General features: G+C 65.6%; 12 protein-coding genes. 2 read left to right on the forward strand and 10 right to left on the reverse strand.

The window, feature by feature from the left end:
• Positions 1–56: 56 nt before the first annotated feature.
• From NMQ14_RS03415 to prfB, 3 genes are all read right to left on the reverse strand, one after another.
• Positions 57–1,355 (reverse strand): hypothetical protein, encoded by a 1,299-nt coding sequence (locus tag NMQ14_RS03415; protein ID WP_257093502.1) that lies wholly within the window; start codon positions 1,353–1,355, stop codon positions 57–59.
• Positions 1,352–2,620 (reverse strand): hypothetical protein, encoded by a 1,269-nt coding sequence (locus tag NMQ14_RS03420; RefSeq protein WP_257093504.1) that lies wholly within the window; start codon positions 2,618–2,620, stop codon positions 1,352–1,354. The genes NMQ14_RS03415 and NMQ14_RS03420 overlap by 4 nt, the downstream gene beginning before the upstream one ends.
• Positions 2,617–3,721, reverse strand: a protein-coding gene (gene prfB, locus NMQ14_RS03425; protein ID WP_257078423.1) for a peptide chain release factor 2 whose coding sequence is annotated in 2 segments (ribosomal slippage) — positions 2,617–3,639 and positions 3,641–3,721 — 1,104 coding nt in all. Because the reading frame shifts where the segments join, the coding sequence is not laid out codon by codon here. Before prfB ends, NMQ14_RS03420 begins: the two co-directional genes overlap by 4 nt.
• A 363-nt stretch (positions 3,722–4,084) precedes the next feature.
• Between prfB and NMQ14_RS03430 the strand changes: the two genes are divergently transcribed.
• Complete coding sequence (locus NMQ14_RS03430; RefSeq protein ID WP_257093506.1) at positions 4,085–5,206, forward strand: beta-propeller fold lactonase family protein; 1,122 nt, start codon at positions 4,085–4,087, stop codon at positions 5,204–5,206.
• Positions 5,207–5,380: 174 nt separating this feature from the next.
• On the opposite strand, the gene NMQ14_RS03435 is transcribed toward NMQ14_RS03430, so the two are convergent.
• From NMQ14_RS03435 to NMQ14_RS03465, 7 genes are all read right to left on the reverse strand, one after another.
• The gene (locus NMQ14_RS03435; protein ID WP_257093508.1) at positions 5,381–6,259 is read right to left on the reverse strand and encodes a hypothetical protein; all 879 of its coding nucleotides are present in this window, start codon (positions 6,257–6,259) and stop codon (positions 5,381–5,383) included.
• Positions 6,256–8,532, reverse strand: coding sequence for a hydantoinase B/oxoprolinase family protein (locus tag NMQ14_RS03440; protein WP_257093510.1), 2,277 nt, complete (start codon positions 8,530–8,532; stop codon positions 6,256–6,258). The genes NMQ14_RS03435 and NMQ14_RS03440 overlap by 4 nt, the downstream gene beginning before the upstream one ends.
• Positions 8,533–8,578: 46 nt before the next feature.
• Positions 8,579–10,714: a hydantoinase/oxoprolinase family protein gene (locus NMQ14_RS03445; RefSeq protein WP_257093512.1), complete on the reverse strand. Its 2,136-nt coding sequence runs from the start codon at positions 10,712–10,714 to the stop codon at positions 8,579–8,581.
• A 72-nt stretch (positions 10,715–10,786) separates the two neighbouring features.
• Positions 10,787–11,173 (reverse strand): acetone carboxylase subunit gamma, encoded by a 387-nt coding sequence (locus NMQ14_RS03450; RefSeq protein WP_257078428.1) that lies wholly within the window; start codon positions 11,171–11,173, stop codon positions 10,787–10,789.
• A gap of 17 nt (positions 11,174–11,190) precedes the next feature.
• Complete coding sequence (locus tag NMQ14_RS03455) at positions 11,191–13,128, reverse strand: hydantoinase/oxoprolinase family protein (RefSeq protein WP_257093514.1); 1,938 nt, start codon at positions 13,126–13,128, stop codon at positions 11,191–11,193.
• A 434-nt stretch (positions 13,129–13,562) separates the two neighbouring features.
• Positions 13,563–14,105 (reverse strand): hydrolase, encoded by a 543-nt coding sequence (locus NMQ14_RS03460; RefSeq protein WP_257093516.1) that lies wholly within the window; start codon positions 14,103–14,105, stop codon positions 13,563–13,565.
• A gap of 72 nt (positions 14,106–14,177) precedes the next feature.
• Entirely contained in the window at positions 14,178–15,785 is a 1,608-nt protein-coding gene (locus NMQ14_RS03465) for a 4-hydroxyphenylacetate 3-hydroxylase family protein (RefSeq protein WP_257093518.1), read from the reverse strand.
• A gap of 66 nt (positions 15,786–15,851) precedes the next feature.
• On the opposite strand from NMQ14_RS03465, the gene NMQ14_RS03470 reads away from it, so the two are divergent.
• On the forward strand, positions 15,852–16,550 hold the full coding sequence (locus tag NMQ14_RS03470; RefSeq protein ID WP_257093520.1) for a TetR/AcrR family transcriptional regulator: 699 nt from the start codon (positions 15,852–15,854) through the stop codon (positions 16,548–16,550).
• Positions 16,551–16,552: the final 2 nt, after the last annotated feature.

Here is a 16,552-nt window from a genome sequence, read left to right on the forward strand (position 1 = left end):
ACGCGGCAAGGTCGCCGCGTTCCGTTTTGGCTGCGACCATCCGGCGCGCAGACGCTTCACGACGCGCTCCGCGGCAGCACTTCGCCGACCGTGATCGCGGCGATGTCCTCGTCGGCCAGCGGCTGCAGGTCTTCGGTGAAACGCACATCGATGGCCAGACGCAGGAAGTCGGCGACCGGGCCTTCACCGGCTTCCACCGCCGGGTCGCCACCGGAACCGGCGTCGCGCAGCAGCGCGAGCAGTGACATGCGGTAGGACGCCTGCGCGAAGCCGCTGCCGGGGATCACCTCGGCCAGCGCCGCCGGACCGGCCAGCGCGCCGAGTCGATGCGCGAATCGTTCGAGCAGGTGCAGGTCTTCCGCGGGCGGTGCCGCGGCAACCGGTGCGTCGTCGGGCGCCGGCAGCGCCGTATCGGTTTCGCTGACCGGCGCGGCGGACAAGGTCGGTTCGGCGCGGTCCAGCAGTTCGTGGTCGCCAGCCAGCAGGGTGAGGTCGGGGCAGGGCGCGAGTGCGTCGGCGGCCAGCGCCGCGAGCGCCGCGCTGTCGAGCCGGCGCAGCCAGCCGGCGACGTCCGACGACGAAATGCCCGAGCCGCCGAGCGTCACGCGCTGCGACTCGATCTTGTTCAGCGCGCGCTGGAACGACGCGTCGACCCGGGCCAGGCGTGACTGCGCCAGGCCGATGCGCTGTGCCAGACGGGCACGCTCGAACGGCAGGTCGTCATCGGCGAGCAGGTCGCGCAGCAGCGCGGTGCCCCGTTCCAGCCAGCGGCCGTTGGCATCCAGACGGCGGCGCGCCGCGATGATGCGGAATTCCGACCCGGAGGCGATTGCGTCCTCGAAGTGCAGCGTGAGATCGTTCAGCTTGCCCAGCAGGTGCTGCAGTGCGTCGCCGGTGTCGCCGTCGACCGCCTGCAAACCGGCGATCTGTGCGGTCAGGAAGCCCAGCTCCACATCTTCGTCGCCGGACAGTTCGAGCAGCATGGCCAGCGCGGCGCATGCGTTGCGGCCGATGTCGGACAACTGGTACTGGCTGTCCGCGACGCGCAGCAACGCGTGGTCGCGCAGGCGGCGCAACACGGTTTCGAGCTTGACCGGGTCGATGAAGGCGAAGCGTGCGCGCAGCGCCTCGGGCGACCAGCGCGGCGCGTCGGCGGTGCGGCCGATTTCGCCCAGCACCAGCACGCGCAACAGCACCTCGGCTTCCGAGCCGTGAAACAGCGTCGTGAAGGCGGACAGCAGGGGCCGGGCGCGCACCAGCCGGTCAAGTTCCGGCAGGTCGCCGGGGCTGACGCCGGGCGAGAGAAAATCGGCGAAGTCCACCGCAGGATCGACCCGGAATTCGCCCGCGCTCACCGGTACAGCTCCAGTCTTGCGAGGCGCGCCTCGATGTCGTCGATCACGGCCTTGTAGGCAGGGGCATCGACGCCACCGTAGCGCCGGCGAAATTCAGCTTCCGGCATGAATTCGGGCAGGCCGTCGAGCGGCGGCAGCACGTCGTCGACCGGCAGACCGGCCGCAAAGCGCTGCGCGATGTTGCCGCGGCCCGCGGCAATCTGCTCGCCCAGCCGCGTGCCGGCACGGTCGGCCAGCAGGTCGGTGAAGGAAAAGCCGCTGCCGATGCGGGCATCGCTCACTTCTTTCGACAGACCGATGGCGTCGGCCCAGGCGGCACCCGCGTGCAGGGCGAGCAGCGCGGAGCCGACATAGTGTTGCGACAGATCCTCCCGGCCGCGCAGGGTCAGGCTCAGCCGCGGCACGCGCAACCATTCGGCGGCCTGCGGCACTACATCGCGCGGATGGCGGCCATTGACGAACAGCGCCAGCGCGAGCACGGCCGACCGTTGTTCCGCCTGCGCGTCGCCGTCGCCGGAGCGCAGTTCGGCCAGCGCAAACAGCGCCTGCATGGCGCGCAGCAATTCGCTGTCGCCATCCTTGCGCATGCCCACGACGACCTTCACCAGTGCCTCGTGATAGAAGCCGAGCCTTTCCGCTTCGCCAGCCGGCAACATCGACTGCACGCCTTCCTTCCACAGTTCGGTCGACCAGACGTAGTTCAGCGCGATGCCCGCCGGGCTGATCTGCACCTGGTCGAGCAGATCGACGAAACGCTGCGGATCGATGCCTACGCCGGCCATTTCGAGCGCCTTCGGCACGGCTCGGCGCACCAGCGGCTGCGCAATGAAGTCGGGCACGGTGAGCTGGCCGATGCGCAGGGTGTCGAGTTCAGGCTGGCCGGTGTCGGACACCGCCACGCGCGCCTGCACATTGACCCAGCGTGATGCGGCCGGCAGTTCGACGCTGGCGGCGATGTTCATTCCGCCGGCGTCCGGCTGCAGATCGAGGCGGGTCGCCGGCAGCCGGCGTCCCGCTTCCTGCGCCAGCAGCTTCAGGTCAGCCGTGCCGAGCCGGATTTCGCTGCGCTGGCCGGTACGCAGGCGGCGCGGGTCGTTCAGGGCGAGCTGCTGCAGCAGCTTTTCGGCGTCGGCCGGCGCCACCACCGGTGGCTCGGGCAGTGCCGGGTTGGCATCGAGCATCAGCGACACCGCACCGATCACCGCGGCCAGCGCAAGCAGCAGCGACAGCGGCACCCCCCACAGCAGGAACTTCAGCAACTTCACACGCCCTGCTTCAGGCTGGCCTGGATGAAGCCGTCGAGGTCGCCGTCGAGCACGCCCTGCGTGTTGCCCACTTCGTAATTGGTGCGCAGATCCTTGATGCGGCTCTGGTCGAGTACGTAGGAGCGGATCTGGTGACCCCAGCCGATGTCGGTCTTGGAATCTTCCAGCGCCTGCTGCTCGCTCTGCCGCTTGCGCAGTTCGGCCTCATACAGGCGCGACTTCAGCATGGCCATCGCCTCGGCGCGGTTGCGGTGCTGGCTGCGGTCGCTCTGGCACTGCACGACGATGCCGGACGGCAGGTGCGTGATGCGGATCGCCGAGTCGGTCTTGTTGATGTGCTGGCCGCCGGCGCCCGACGCGCGGAAGGTATCGACCCGCAGGTCGGCCGGATTGATTTCGATCTCGATCGAGTCGTCCGCTTCCGGATAGACGAACACGCTGGAAAAACTGGTGTGCCGGCGCGCGCCGGAATCGAACGGGCTCTTGCGCACCAGCCGGTGGATACCGGTTTCGGTGCGCAGCGTGCCGTAGGCGTATTCGGCGGTCACCTTGATGGTGGCGCTCTTGATGCCGGCCACGTCGCCTTCCGATTCTTCCATCACTTCGACGTCGAAGCCCTTGCGCTCGCAGTACTTCACGTACATGCGCAGCAGCATCGATGCCCAGTCCTGCGCTTCGGTGCCGCCGGCGCCGGCCTGGATTTCCAGGAAGCAGGGATTCGGGTCCTGCGGGTTGTTGAACATGCGGCGGAATTCGAGTCCGGCCACATCGGCTTCGACCTTCGCCTTGTCGGCTTCGATCGCCACCACGGTGTCTTCATCGGCTTCCTCGCGGGCCAGTTCGAACAGTTCGCTGGCGTCGGCAAGCCGCGCGTCAATCGATTCGATGGCGCGCACGACCGCTTCCAGCGTGTGCTTTTCCTTGCCCAGTTCCTGGGCGCGCGCCGTGTCGCTCCAGATGCCCGGATCTTCCAGCGCGCGTTCTACCTCTTCGAGCCGCGATGCCTTGGCATCGAAGTCAAAGGTACCTCCGCAGTTCGCCGGCCCGCGACTGCAGGTCGGTCAGATGATTGGCGATGGCGTTGAGACGTTCTGCTTCCATGATGTGCGGGCCCGGAATACGGAAAACCGGTGATTGTACCGGCTGCAGCGGCCGGGCACGGTGCGCAGGCCCATGGCAGGCGTGCGGCGCGCTGTTCGCCCTCGCCGGGCCGTGGGTGTGCCGGGACGATTTCCCTTGTAACGCGGGGTGGCGGTGCGACACCGTAGCGGGAGGTTTTCCCGGTCGGCGGCGGCGCATCCGCGTCGCCCGCAGCCCCCGATTGGCGGATTTCCTGAACCGAAGGCCGCTCGACGGTCTCTATACTGCAGCGCTTCGATCACGTCGTCCCTGCGCCTGGCACGCGCGTTGGGGTTCGATGCGGCCGACGGCAGTCCAATAAGAATGAATCAAGGAGGAAGCCCCATGAAAACGATGACCCCGCCGATGATCGCAGCGCGCAGCCTGTGGTCTGCCGCACTTCTTTCGATGTTTGCCGGTGCCGGTCTGGCGCAGGCAGAGGGCACCGCCTACGTGAGCAATCAGGAAGGCGGCATTTCGATCATCGATCTGGCGAAGATGCAGGTGACCGGCGAATACGCGGTCGGCGGCAAGGTGCCGCGCGGCCTCGGCGTCACCGACGACGGCAAGACGCTGGTAGTCGCGGTGCGTGAAACCGGTGATGTTGCGCTGATCGACACGGCCAGCGGCAAGATCATCAAGCGCGTCAGGATCGGCAAGAACCCGGAATTCGTGCGCGTGCGCGGAGACATGGCATTCGTGTCCTTCGAGCCGACCTCGAAGCTCGGGCCGCCGCCCAAGCCGGGTGCGGAAAAGAAGGAAGAAAAGAAGGACGGTGGCAAGGAAGGTGGCCACGGCCATGATGACGACGACGATGACGAGGACCGGGAGCCGGCACAGGTCGCCGTGGTTGATCTGAAGGCCGGCAAGGTGGTGCGCAACATCGTTGGCGGCCCGGAGACGGAAGGCATCGAGTTTTCGCCCGACGGCAAGAGCCTCGTGGTCACCAACGAAGCCGACAACACGCTGACACTGCACGACATCAAGTCGGGCAAGCTGGTGAAGAAGGTCGATGTCGAAAAGTACGGTGCCCGCCCGCGTGGCATCAAGCTGTCGCCGGATGGCAAGACCTATATCGCCACGCTGGAATTCGGCAACAACTTCCTGGTGCTGGACGACAAGCTCACGCCGATCAAGACCGTCGCGACCGGCCAGACACCTTATGGCGTGGCCTTTGACCGCAAGGGCGAGCGGCTGTATGTCGCCACCGCGCGGGCCCAGGCGCTCGAAGTGTTCGACGCGAAAACCTTCGCCAGGATCAAGGATGTGCCGCTCGTCGCCGAGCGCTGCTGGCACTTCACCTTCACACCGGACGAAAAGCACATCCTGGTGGCGTGCGGCCGCTCGAATCAACTCGTGGTCGTAGACGTGGCAAAACTCGAAGTCACCGCCCGGATCGAGGACAAGAAACTGCCCTGGGGTGTGGTGACCTGGCCGCGTGCGATGGGCAGCCTGGATCAGCCCTGAAAGTCGCGGTGTGCGGAGAGTGAAAAGCCCTGCCTGCGCCGGTCAGTATCCGGCGCAGGCGGGCGTGCATTCGCGGTCGCCTGTGGTAAGGCACCGCGACCGCGCAGGCCGGTAAGGCCTGCGGGCTTGATGCGCGGTGTCAGGGGGCATCCCGGGCGGGATGTCCCCGGTTGTTCAGCCGTCGATCGACGCGCGCAGCGCAGCCAGCGATTCGAGGACGGACTCGGGTTTCTGGCTCGCCGGAATGTCGGCGAAGCAGAACTGACCGGCTTCGAGAACCGGCAGCGCCGTACCGCTCCACAGCGCCTGACTGACATCGACGCCGGTCGACGACGGTGCCGGCACGCGCAGGCTCGGCGAAATCACGGCATCGAAATCGGCCAGTGCAGGCGAGGGCAGCAGGGCATCGCCCTGCGGGCGCAGCGCGATGGACCAGCGATAGTGCTTCGCGACATTGATCAGCGGACGATAGCGTTCGACGTCGGTGTCGCCCATGCGGGCGTCGTCCGGATGTTCCTCCAGCAGGATGCCGCCGACCGGGTGAGCGGACACCGAACGGATCAGATCCGCCATGTACATGGCCGCATCTTCGATGCCGTCCGGATCCAGTTCGATGTCGGTGCGGCCTGCCAGCTCGTTGGCGTGAAACAGCCAGTGCTTGGGCGAGGGCATCGACAGCACCAGCGGCGTCTGGCCGCGCAGATTGGCGATGACCGCCTCGACGATCTCCGCCAGCAGCAGGCGCGGCTCGTCCTGCTCCAGCAGCTTGCGCAGCGGAAAGGAGAGCCGCTTCTTCGACCCGAGTTCGGCGCGCACCTCCGGGTGACGCACCAGCCATGAATCGAACAGCTCGCCGACCTCCACCACGGCCACGTCGGGCCGCAGCAGCCCCTGGGCCTGCGAGAAGTACGCCAGATACTGGGCACCGCTGAGCCAGGGATCGCCGCCTTCACCCAGCAGCAGTCGCCGGGTGTAGGCGGAGGACTTCAACCAGACCTTGAGGCCGCTTCCGCCTTGCTGACCGGGCAGGATGTCGGCGAGGCGCTGACTCATTGCTTGTCGCTCCCCATCGCACCCAGCGCAGCCAGACGGGCTTCCAGTTCGGCGATCCGCACGTCCTTCGGGTGCACCATATAGTTCGGGCGCGGCGTGTTGGCGTCGCGGAACTTGTCGGCGCTGCCCATGTAGAGCTTGGTGATGTCGTCGCCCCAGCAGCCGAAATACTGCAGATGCGTCGGCGGCGTCGGCTTGTTCCAGCTCTTGATGAATTCGGCGTACGGCACGCTGCGGGCGATCCGCGCCTTGCGTTCGGCATCGCGCGCGGCGTCGGTCGCTTCCTGGTTGATGGCCAGCGTCACCGGGTCGAACTTCACCTTGTACAGGCGCTCTGCAACCCCCGGCGAGATCAGGCCTTCCTCGATGTCGCGGATGACCCCGGCCGGATCGCGCTCCAGCAGGTCACCGTAACCGGCGCCGGCACCCTGCGAAATCATGAACAGCTCGCCGCGCTTCGAAATTTCGAAGCCCATGCCCATGTGATGGGTGGTGTAGGCGGCACCTTCGAACGGGCGCTCGTTCATGATTTCCTCGATCGAGTGCTTGAACTTCTCCGGCTCGTTGAGCAGGACGTCGTAGACATCCACGCCCTTGACCTTCGACAGCGGATAGCAGCCGCAGGCGTAGCCGCCGAAAAGACCCTGGATCGGCGGAATCTTCGCGCCCTGGGTGGTGGTCATGAAGCCCCACTGTTCGGAATCCTTGGTCGCCACGATCATCGTGTAGCCCTGGCCGCCGCGGTACTTGCCCGGGGCGATGGCATCACGCGTCATCTTCTTCGACACCAGCTGCAGGAAGGGCACGTCTTCCTCGTTCAGCTCCTGCTCGCCGATGTCCGCCATGGTGGCGAAGATCGGGGCGAGGGCATGCTCGCCGTCGGTGTCGGAACGGGCGCCGCCGCCCATGCCGTTCAGGTCGGCACACAGGTTGCCCAGCGTTTCGCCGTGCTGGCTGACTCCACCCCAGATGAAGGTGTTGATCATGTTGAAGGTCGGCGCATGCACCTTGGTGTACTTCTCCGGGCAGCTGTAGAGGAACTTGGCCACGGCGTGCTGACCGGCGGTGAAGCCGGTGAAGATGGACATCAGTGACTGCGAGTTCGGCGCGTCATACGACGAATTGACGATGGAGTGCGGATCGGTGATCACCTCGATCGGTGCGAACGCCGCCTGGCCGCGCGGCAGGTCCGGCCACACGTAGCACAGGAAGCACTGCGCCAGCATGCCCTTCAAGCCGGCCAGGATGGTGTTGGTGGCGCGGTTGGTGAATTCCGGGCTGGAGCCGCGGAAGTCGAAGATCAGCCGGTCGCCGGTCTTGGTCAGCTTGCAGTTGATCTTCACCACGCAGTTCTCGCGCAGCGTCGAGTCCTGAATGATGTAGGTGCGCACCGTCATGTCGGGCCACTCGCTGACCCGGCGCTTTACTTCGGCACGGACGTTTTCCATCGTCGTGCGCAGCGTCGCGACCAAAGCTTCCGGACCGTCGCTGTTCAGCGTTTCCTCGATGCGCTGCTTGATGCGCAGGCAGGCGAACAGCTTCACCTTCATGTCTTCGTACTGCAGCTTGGGCTCGCGCACCGAGTTCTGCAGGAAGGTCAGGATGTCGCGCTTGATCTGGTAGTTCTCGACCACCTTGAACGGGCACATCTTGAGGCCTTCGTCGGACGGGCTTTCGGCCATCGAAGGCATGCCGCCCGGCTCGATCGCGCCGTTCTCGCCCTCATGCACGGTGGACGCCACCCAGCACACCAGCTTGCCCTTGTGGAAGATGGGCAGGATCATCGACTGGTCGGTGTTGTGGACGTTGCCGTAACGCGAGTCGTTGTGGATGAAGCCGTCGCCGTCGCGTACGCCCACCGTCGGCTCGTTCACCCAGTTCTTGATGATGAACTTGATCGGGTGGTGCACCAGCGCCGAGAAAATCAGCACGCCGCCGGCGCTGGCGATCGCCAGGTCACCGGACGCGGAATACACGCCGGTGATGATGTCGCCCCACTTGGCGCCGGGTGCGGCACCCATCTGCTCGACCATTTCGTAGCCTTCGTCGCAGCCCGCCTGGATGCGGTCGCGGATCTTGGCCACGGTGTGCGCGTCGCTGATGGTCTTCATCGCGGCGTCTTCTTCGGCGCTGCGCGGCATCAGATCATGGTTCTGCATGATTTCCGGGTCAGGGCCCAGAAACAGCGTGGTGTCGTTCAGGAACTTCTTGATCAGCGCAACTTCTTCGGCGCTCGGCATTTTCGGTGCCACCTTCGTGCTTGTCTCGCTCATTTTCAATCCTGTCATCTGTATGGGTTTGATCGGGATGCCCGCGCGTTCAGCCGCGCAGGAACCAGGACGCACCCTGTTTCGCGGCCACGAAGGTCCAGCCCGGATCCACCAGGAAGGTCGTGACTTCGGAGGCGATGATGGCCGGGCCGGCGATCTGCATGCCGGGCTCGATCGCATCGCGGCTCCATACCGGGGTATCGAAGGCACTTTCGTGGCCCACGAACCAGCACTTGCGGCGGCTGGCCGGGGCGGGCGCAGCCGTACGCGCTTCAGCAGGTACCGGCTTGATGTTCTCGAACTTCACCGTTTCGTGGCGCACGAAGGCGGCGACCCGGATGGTGTTGATGCGGATGCCCGCTTCCGGCGCCTGCGAGCCTTCGCCGAAGCGCTTGCCGTAGTCGTTGGAGAATTGCGTGATGATGGCCATCACGTCGCTCACGCCATGCACTTCATGCTGCGGGATGACGGCGGTGGTCTGCACCAGCTGGTTGCCGTAGCGCATGTCCAGCTCGAGGCTGTGGCAGACGTCCTCACGCGGCACGCCCTGGCGCTGCAGATCCTGGGTGCCCAGTTCCTTCAGCTCGGCCACGATGGAATTGAAGCGGGCGTAGTCGTCGAACAGGTGACGCGTGTTCGAGTCGTACAGCACCATGTAGAGCGACTGTTCGTGGATGTGCAGCTGGTGCATGTTGCCGGCACCGACCGCCGAGAACACCGAACTGAGCGGCGGCGCAAGGATCTTGTCGATGCTCAGGTTCTGCGCGATGCCGCAGCAGTGCAGCGGACCGTTTCCACCGTAGGCCAGCATGGTGAATTCCTTCGGGTCGTAGCCCCGGGCGCGCAGTTCGGTGAACAGGCCGTTGGCCATGTTGGCATCGACCTTCTCGCGAATCAACAGCGCTGCTTCGATCACCTCACAGTCGAGGTCGTCGCACAGCGCGTCTTCGATGGCCGCCTTGGCACGACGCGGATTCAGCGGAATCGAGCCACCGGCGTAGTTGGCCGGGTCGAGATAGCCGAGCAGCAGGTCGGCGTCGGTCACGGTCGGATTCATGCCGCCGCGGTCGTAGCAGGCCGGGCCGGGGTCAGAGCCGGCCGACTCCGGACCGCACTTCACCGTGTTGTACATGCGGTCGTAGCTGGCGATCGAACCGCCACCGGCGCCCAGCGTGACCAGGTGAACCATCGGCACGGACACCAGCCAGCGGTCGATGACCGGGTTGAAGTCATAGTGCTTGATGCCGCCTTCGACCACGATGCCGATGTCGTAGCTGGTGCCGCCCATGTCGGTCGCCACCACATTGCCCAGGTCGCACTGCATGGCCAGGTGTTCCGACGCCGCGATGCCCGACACCGGGCCGGAGTGGATGGTCTGCAGCGCGTCGGTCGAATTCAGCTGTGCCATGCCGCCGGAGTTGTGGATCACCAGCATCGGCTTTTCATACTTGTGGGCGCGCAGGTTCTGCTCGAGCGCCGACAGCGCGTGATACATGGTCGAGTGCAGGTAGCCATCGATGACGGCCGAGGTGGCGCGCACGTACTCGCCCTTGCGGCCGGCTACCTGGTGCGACAGGATGATCGGGATCGCGCCGAGCAGGTGCGACGGATATTCCTCGAGCAGGATTTCTTCGATGCGCTGCTCGTTCACCGGGTTGACCACCGAATTCACCAGTGCCACGACGATGATTTCGGCGCCGCGGTCCACCAGTTCGCGGATCTGCGTGCGCACGTCTTCTTCGTCGAGCGGCATGACCTGCTCGCCCTGGAAGTCGAGGCGTTCGCGCACGCCGCGGATCATGTGTGCCAGCACCAGCGGCTCGGGGCGCTGCGCGTTCGGCAGATCCTGCTGACCGAGGTTGTCCAGACCTTCGCCGTAGCCGCGGGCGCGGCTCAGCGGCACCGTCGCTTCGAAGCCGGCGGTCACCAGCATGCCGATCTTCGGGCCCTTGTGTTCGATCAGGGCATTGGTGCCCAGCGTCGTGGCGTAACGGACCGAATCGACCTGGGACAGGATTTCTTCCAGTTCCAGACCGAGCACGTGATAGGCCTTGCTCAGCGCTTCGTTGAAGCCCAGTGCAAGGTTGTGGTGGGTGGTCAGGGCCTTGGCCTCGATGTGCTTGCCGTCCCACACCACGAAACAATCGGTGAATGTGCCACCGATATCAACTGATACGCGCCTCATGCTATCTCCTCAATTCGTTCGTACTGGCGTGCGGCGCCCCTGCGGGTCCGCACGCCGGCAAACCATCCGGGCTCAGTGGCCGTGTCCCTTGTCCGCAGCGACTGCGGGGCCGACGACCGGCGTCTTCTGCTCGCCGCGGCTGGCCCACTGGGCCTTGAGTGCGGGCAGGTCGGGTTCCATGTCGTACAGCGGCGGATGGCCGGGGATGGCGTATTCGGTTTCCACCTGCGTGCCGCAGGACGGGCAGCAGAATTCGAGGATGCGCACCCATTCCGGATCGGGGCTGAAGGTGAAGCGGTACTTTTCCGGGTCGAGGATGGGCGGATGGATTTCGCGCGGGTCACGGTTGTGCACCAGCAGACCTTCCTTGTAGCTCTTCGTGGCCGAGCCGATCACGTGGTCGCACACGCGGCATTCCCAGTTCTCGGTGTCCAGGTCGATGCGCAGATATTCGGTCATCAGTACTTTCATTTGTTTCAGCCCTTCCTGTTCAGCATGATGTCGCCCGCGTCGCTGATGACGAAACTCCAGCCATCGAGCACCCGGCAGGTAAAGTAGTCTTCTTCGAGAATGGCCGGTCCGGCGGCCTGGTCGCCCGCCTTGAGCTGGCTCAGCTTGTAGACCGGCACGTCGACGCGTCCCTTGTCGCGGATCAGCACCTTGCGTGTGCCGTCGGCCCTGGCGGCGCCCCCTGCGACGAAGCGTGCCGTGTCGGCAGCGCTGGTGCGCAGCGACTTCACCGCCCTGAGCTGCAGTTCAACCGCGACGGCACTGGCCAGCGCGGCGGGCAGGGTGGGCGTGCCGGAGATCGCGTGCGTGCTTTCGCTGCCGTCGCTGTTCTCGCCCACCAGCCAGGCTTCGACGTCGTATTCGCCGGCGCCGAAGCCTTCGGCGAACATGTCGCGCGACGCCTTGACCTTCAGCGCTTCCAGCGCCGCGCCCAGTGCCTTGTCGCTGCGGTCGTTGAGCGCCACGGCGTAGCGCTGCGAGATATCGCAGGAGCCGATGCCGAAGGCGCTGAACACGGCGGCCAGCTTCGGCACGGCCACCTTGTCGATGCCGGCCTTTTCGGCGACGCCGCAGGCATTCAGCGGGCCTGCGCCACCGAAGGCCAGCATCACGGTGTTCTTCGAAATCTTCGTGAAGCGGTGCAGTTCGACGGCGATCTTGTCTTCGTAGGCGTGTTCCATCTTGAGCAGCGCTTCGTCGAGACCGACGCCGAGCGGTTCGGCGATCCTGACCTGCACAGCCGTCGCGGCGCGGTCCAGATCGAGCGCCATGCCGCCGCCGAAGTAGGACTTCGGATCGAACAGGCCGCTGAGCAGGCTGGCGTCAGTGATGGTGGCTTCCTTGCCGCCACGGCCGAATGCAGCCGGTCCGGGCACGGCGCCGACGCTTTCCGGGCCGATGACGACGCGGCCGTTCACCACCTTGATGATGGAACTGCCACCGGCGCCCGCGCTCATGATTTCGCACAGCGGGAAGGACACGCTGATGCCTTCCACGTGACCGCGCTGGACCTCGGCAACCTTGCCGTCCAGGCACTGGCCGATGTCGGTCGTCGTGCCGCCGACGTCGATGCCGACCACGTCCGACAGCCCGTACAGCCGGGCGAAGGACTTCATGCCCTCCATGCCGCCGCGCGGGCCCGAACTGTAGGTCTTGATCGCCACGGTCTTGGCCACGCGCGACGCGTCGCCGTCATTGCGGAAAATCAGCAGAGGGTTCTTGGTGCGGTAGTCACGCAGGCGTTTTTCCGCATTGAACAGGAAGGCTTCCATCGCCGGATGGAGGAAGGAATTGATCAGCGAGGTCCAGGTGCGGCGGACCATGTCGCGGTCGGTGGACAGGTCGCTGCCGTACAGGATGGGCACCGCGCCGAGCAGGTGGCGCGGGTACTTGCGCAGCGCCACCTTCTTGAAGCAGGTTTCCACCGCCATGAAGTCGGCGCCGTCGAAGCTCACGACGAGGCGGCTGGCCCCCATCGCGGTCAGCTTGTTGATCGCCTTGACCACTTCGATTTCTGCATTGGCGCCGGTGACGTCCGCACCGTCGAGGAACACCACGCGATCACCAACCAGCGCTTCGTACACTTCCGGGTCATGCTCGGCCAGACGGACCGGCAGGTCACGCGACTTGCCGTCGACAATCAGTCCAAGACGCGGGCCCTTGCGTTCGCAGATGGCATTCGTGCCCTGCGTGGTCGAGTAGCGGATCAGGTCCACTTCTTCGAGCAGACGCTTCACATCCGCTGCGCCGTAGATCACTTCGGACGCTTTCTGAAGACCGTCGAAAAAGCACTTGCTCAGGTCATAGGGTGTCGTGAGCACCTTGGTCTTTTTGACGACGCCGTCCGTCATGATGCAGATATCGGTGAGCGTTCCACCGTTATCGATGTTGATGTGCACTGCCATTCCCCATTCCCTCCCGCCATCCATTCGTGGATCAAGACCGCTTTTAGAAGATCAGAAATCGATACCGACGCCGCACGGCCTGTCCGCGGCTTCGATGTCATCGGCCGGCGGACGGGACCCGTGTGACTCGTGGACTTCCCGACAGCACTAACGCAAGCGCTGTGCCACACGGTGATTTCTTTCAAGTCCTTGATCGATATGGGAACAAAAATGGAGGAGCTACGCGGGGAGCCAGACGATGGTCCGCCAACCGGACGATCGTCCGGCACCTCGGGATTGCTGCGACGCAATATCGACGCCGCTTCGGGTCGGGCTCAGGACAAGCCCCGGGGGACGGATTGCCGCGCGGAAAGGGAAACGGAAAGCCGGGCGGGAGGGCAGGGCGTTCGCGCGGTCGGGCACGTCAGGGCACGTCAGGGCAGCCGGCCTTGTGCTCAGCGGATAAAGCGTTGCAGCACGGCGCGGAAGACCGGCGTGTTCGATTGTTCGAGCCATTCGAACGCCACCATTTCGCGGCTGACGATTTCGGCGCCGTTCTGCTGCATGCGTTGCAGCGCGAGCGCCTTGTCGCGGGCGCGTCGCGAGCCGACCGCATCCTCGACGACGAACACCTGCCGACCCATGGCGAGCCGGTCGAGCACGGTCTGCTGCACGCAGACGTGCGCCTCGGTACCGACGACAACCCATTGTCTGCGTCCGGCTTCGGGTGCGCTGAGCAGTCTGCCTTCGGCAAGCGCCGAGAAGTGCGTCTTCTCGACGATGGTGCCGTCCGGAAAGCGGGCCCGCAGACCGGCTTCGGTCGGCCCGAGGCCGTGCGGATACTGCTCGGTCGCCAGTATCGGCACGCCGATCGCCTGTGCCACATCGACCAACCAGGTCGCGTTCTCGAGAACGGTCCGGCCGTCATCGATGGCGGGCAGCAGGCGTCCCTGCAGATCGATGACCAGAAGTACGGATTCGCGAGGTTTGATGCGCATGCTGGCTTTTTCCTGTTGCGCCGGTCTCCCGCCGTTGCGGGAGGCGGCTGGTGTGCGGGTCAGGCCCGGTCGTCAGTCATCGGTCGGGAGCGCGAGCGGCAGCGGCACCATCACGGCCTGTCCGGGCTGGCTGCAGCCTGCGTCGCAGCAGCGGCCGGGCTGCCGGTTGCGCGTGATCGAACGCTTTTCGTCGGCCAGCACACCGCGATCGAGCAGACGCTCGACCAGATCGACCTTGTCGCCGACCGGGTAGTTGCGCCAGATTTCCTGCTTCAGTGCGGCCGGCGATCCGCCGCCGTGCAGGCTGATCAGCGAATACCAGCCACCCTGGTACGAAGCGGTCAGGTCTTCCATGAAGCGCGCGACCTCGATCCGCTTGTCGTACGGGATGTCCGGATTGGCGCGCAGCACCTCGGCCAGCGTCGCGGCCGTGGCCGGATTGTGGTCTTCGTCCGGGCCGGGCAGGGCGACGATCAGGCCGCCCGACACTTCGTGCGCCAGCCGGTGCATGTCGTAGATCTGGGTGGACAGCAGCAGCTTGCCGATATTGGCGAACACCGGCTCCGGCATGAAAGTGTGCGAGTACGGATCGGCCGCCGCATAGACGCTGGCCGCCACGCCGCAGGCGTAGAAACCTTCGGTGATCTTGATCAGCTCGACCATCGGGTCGCGCAGATTGGCCTTGCGGTCCGGGTCCAGACCGTTGGCTTCGCACATCAGCGCGGCGGCGCCGATCAGCAGATCGCCGAAGCCTGCGCGCGCCGCGATGCAGCTGTGGCGGTGATGGGTGGCGTAGTTGTAGGTGACGGCGCCCGAGTGTTCCCATTCGCCGGCCAGGAACACGCGCTCCCAGGGCACGAACACGCGGTCGAAGATGACCACGCCGGTGGACTGGCCGTAGCGGCGCGAAAACAGCGGCGAGCCGTGTTCGGGTTTCTCGCCCGGGCGCCCGGCGGGTCGGGCGACGATGGTGATGCCTGGCGCGTCGACCGGCACCGCGCAGCACACGGCAAAGTCGGCGTCCGCTTCGGTCATGTTGCGCGACGGCATGACCAGGAACTCATGCATGTAGGGCGCACCGGTGACGATGGCCTTGGTGCCGGAAATGACGATGCCGCGGGCGTTGCGCTCGACGATGTGCAGATAGACGTCCGGATTCGACTGCTGGTGCGGCCGCAGGCTGCGGTCGCCCTTGGCGTCGGTCATCGCGATGCCCAGCGTCAGGTCTTCGTCCTGCACGCGCTGCAGATAGTCGGCGAAGCGGGCGCCGTATTCGGTGTTGCCCCGCGCGTCATCCAGCCGCGCCACCGCCTGACCGATGCCATTGAGTGCGTCATGCGCCAGATAGCGCTGCGCGCAGCCGGTTTCCTGACACAGGATGCGCACCGCTTCGAGCTTGTTCAGCAGGTCGCCGGACGACTCGTTGATGTGCAGCATGCGATTGACCGTGCGGCCGCTGCGCGTCTGCAATGCCGTCATCAGCGGGGCCCTGGCCGGGTCGTGCGCGAAGTCGTAGCTCACTGCGAGCGCGTTGATGCCGGGCTGCAGCGACGGCGCATCGACGACCGAATCGATCCGCTGGCCATCGACGTACACGGTGGGGGCGTACCTGCGCAGGGACTCACGGTAGTCCTGTCCGGTCATCAGCGTGGCGGTGCCGGGTAGCGCGTGCTTGTGCATGGGAAGTGTGGTGTGTTCCATTGATTGAACACTGTTCAAATAATTGCGTCAGGTTAAAATCAGGCCATGGTCACGTCAACCGTAGGGTCACCGGACGACGCGCCGGCGCAGGCTGCACCAAGCGCGCCGCGCGTGCTGCGCGAGGCCGTCATCAACGAAACGCGGCGCATGCTGATTCTTGATGCCGCGCGGTCCGCATTCCTGGAACTGGGGCTCGATGGCGCCAGCCTGCGGGAAATCGCCAAGCGTGCCGGCTACACGCCGGGCGCGCTGTACAGCTACTTCGGCAGCCGTGAGGAAATCTACGCCGCACTGCTCGGCGAGTCGCTGCTGCGTCTGCAGCGCCGTGTGGATGACGCGACGCCAGCGGATAGCGCGCCCGCGACGGATGAGCGTGCCGCGCTGATCGCGTTGCTGCGTGCCCGGGTGATGGCTTTTTTCGACTTCTATCGCGAGCACCCGCAGGACATGGACCTCGGGTTCTATCTGTTCAATGGCGCGCGGCCACGCGGCCTGACCCCGGAACTGAACCGGCAGCTGAACGGCCGGTTGCAGGCCACGCTGCAGCCGATCCAGGACTTGCTGGTCCGGCTCGGTCTGAATGAAGCGGAGGCGCTGATCGAAACCACCGCGATCTTCGCCCACACCGTCGGCCTGCTGATGCTGAACAACACCGGCCGCATCCGCTTGTTCGGGCAGAACGCGCAGGATCTCCTGGAGCGCTATCTCGAGCCGCTGTCTGCGCGCTTCGCCGGCGCCGCCTGACG

Origin of the sequence: Methyloversatilis sp. XJ19-13, from assembly GCF_024580155.1 — a bacterium.
Taxonomy (GTDB): Bacteria; Pseudomonadota; Gammaproteobacteria; order Burkholderiales; family Rhodocyclaceae; genus Methyloversatilis.

Coding starts and splice junctions, on each gene's coding strand:
- NMQ14_RS03430 (WP_257093506.1), top strand. CDS start 4,085: ATGAAAACGATGACCCCGCCGATGATCGCAGCGCGCAGCCTGTGGTCT.
- NMQ14_RS03435 (WP_257093508.1), bottom strand. CDS start 6,259: ATGAGTCAGCGCCTCGCCGACATCCTGCCCGGTCAGCAAGGCGGAAGC.
- NMQ14_RS03440 (WP_257093510.1), bottom strand. CDS start 8,532: ATGAGCGAGACAAGCACGAAGGTGGCACCGAAAATGCCGAGCGCCGAA.
- NMQ14_RS03445 (WP_257093512.1), bottom strand. CDS start 10,714: ATGAGGCGCGTATCAGTTGATATCGGTGGCACATTCACCGATTGTTTC.
- NMQ14_RS03450 (WP_257078428.1), bottom strand. CDS start 11,173: ATGACCGAATATCTGCGCATCGACCTGGACACCGAGAACTGGGAATGC.
- NMQ14_RS03455 (WP_257093514.1), bottom strand. CDS start 13,128: ATGGCAGTGCACATCAACATCGATAACGGTGGAACGCTCACCGATATC.
- NMQ14_RS03460 (WP_257093516.1), bottom strand. CDS start 14,105: ATGCGCATCAAACCTCGCGAATCCGTACTTCTGGTCATCGATCTGCAG.
- NMQ14_RS03465 (WP_257093518.1), bottom strand. CDS start 15,785: ATGCACAAGCACGCGCTACCCGGCACCGCCACGCTGATGACCGGACAG.
- NMQ14_RS03470 (WP_257093520.1), top strand. CDS start 15,852: ATGGTCACGTCAACCGTAGGGTCACCGGACGACGCGCCGGCGCAGGCT.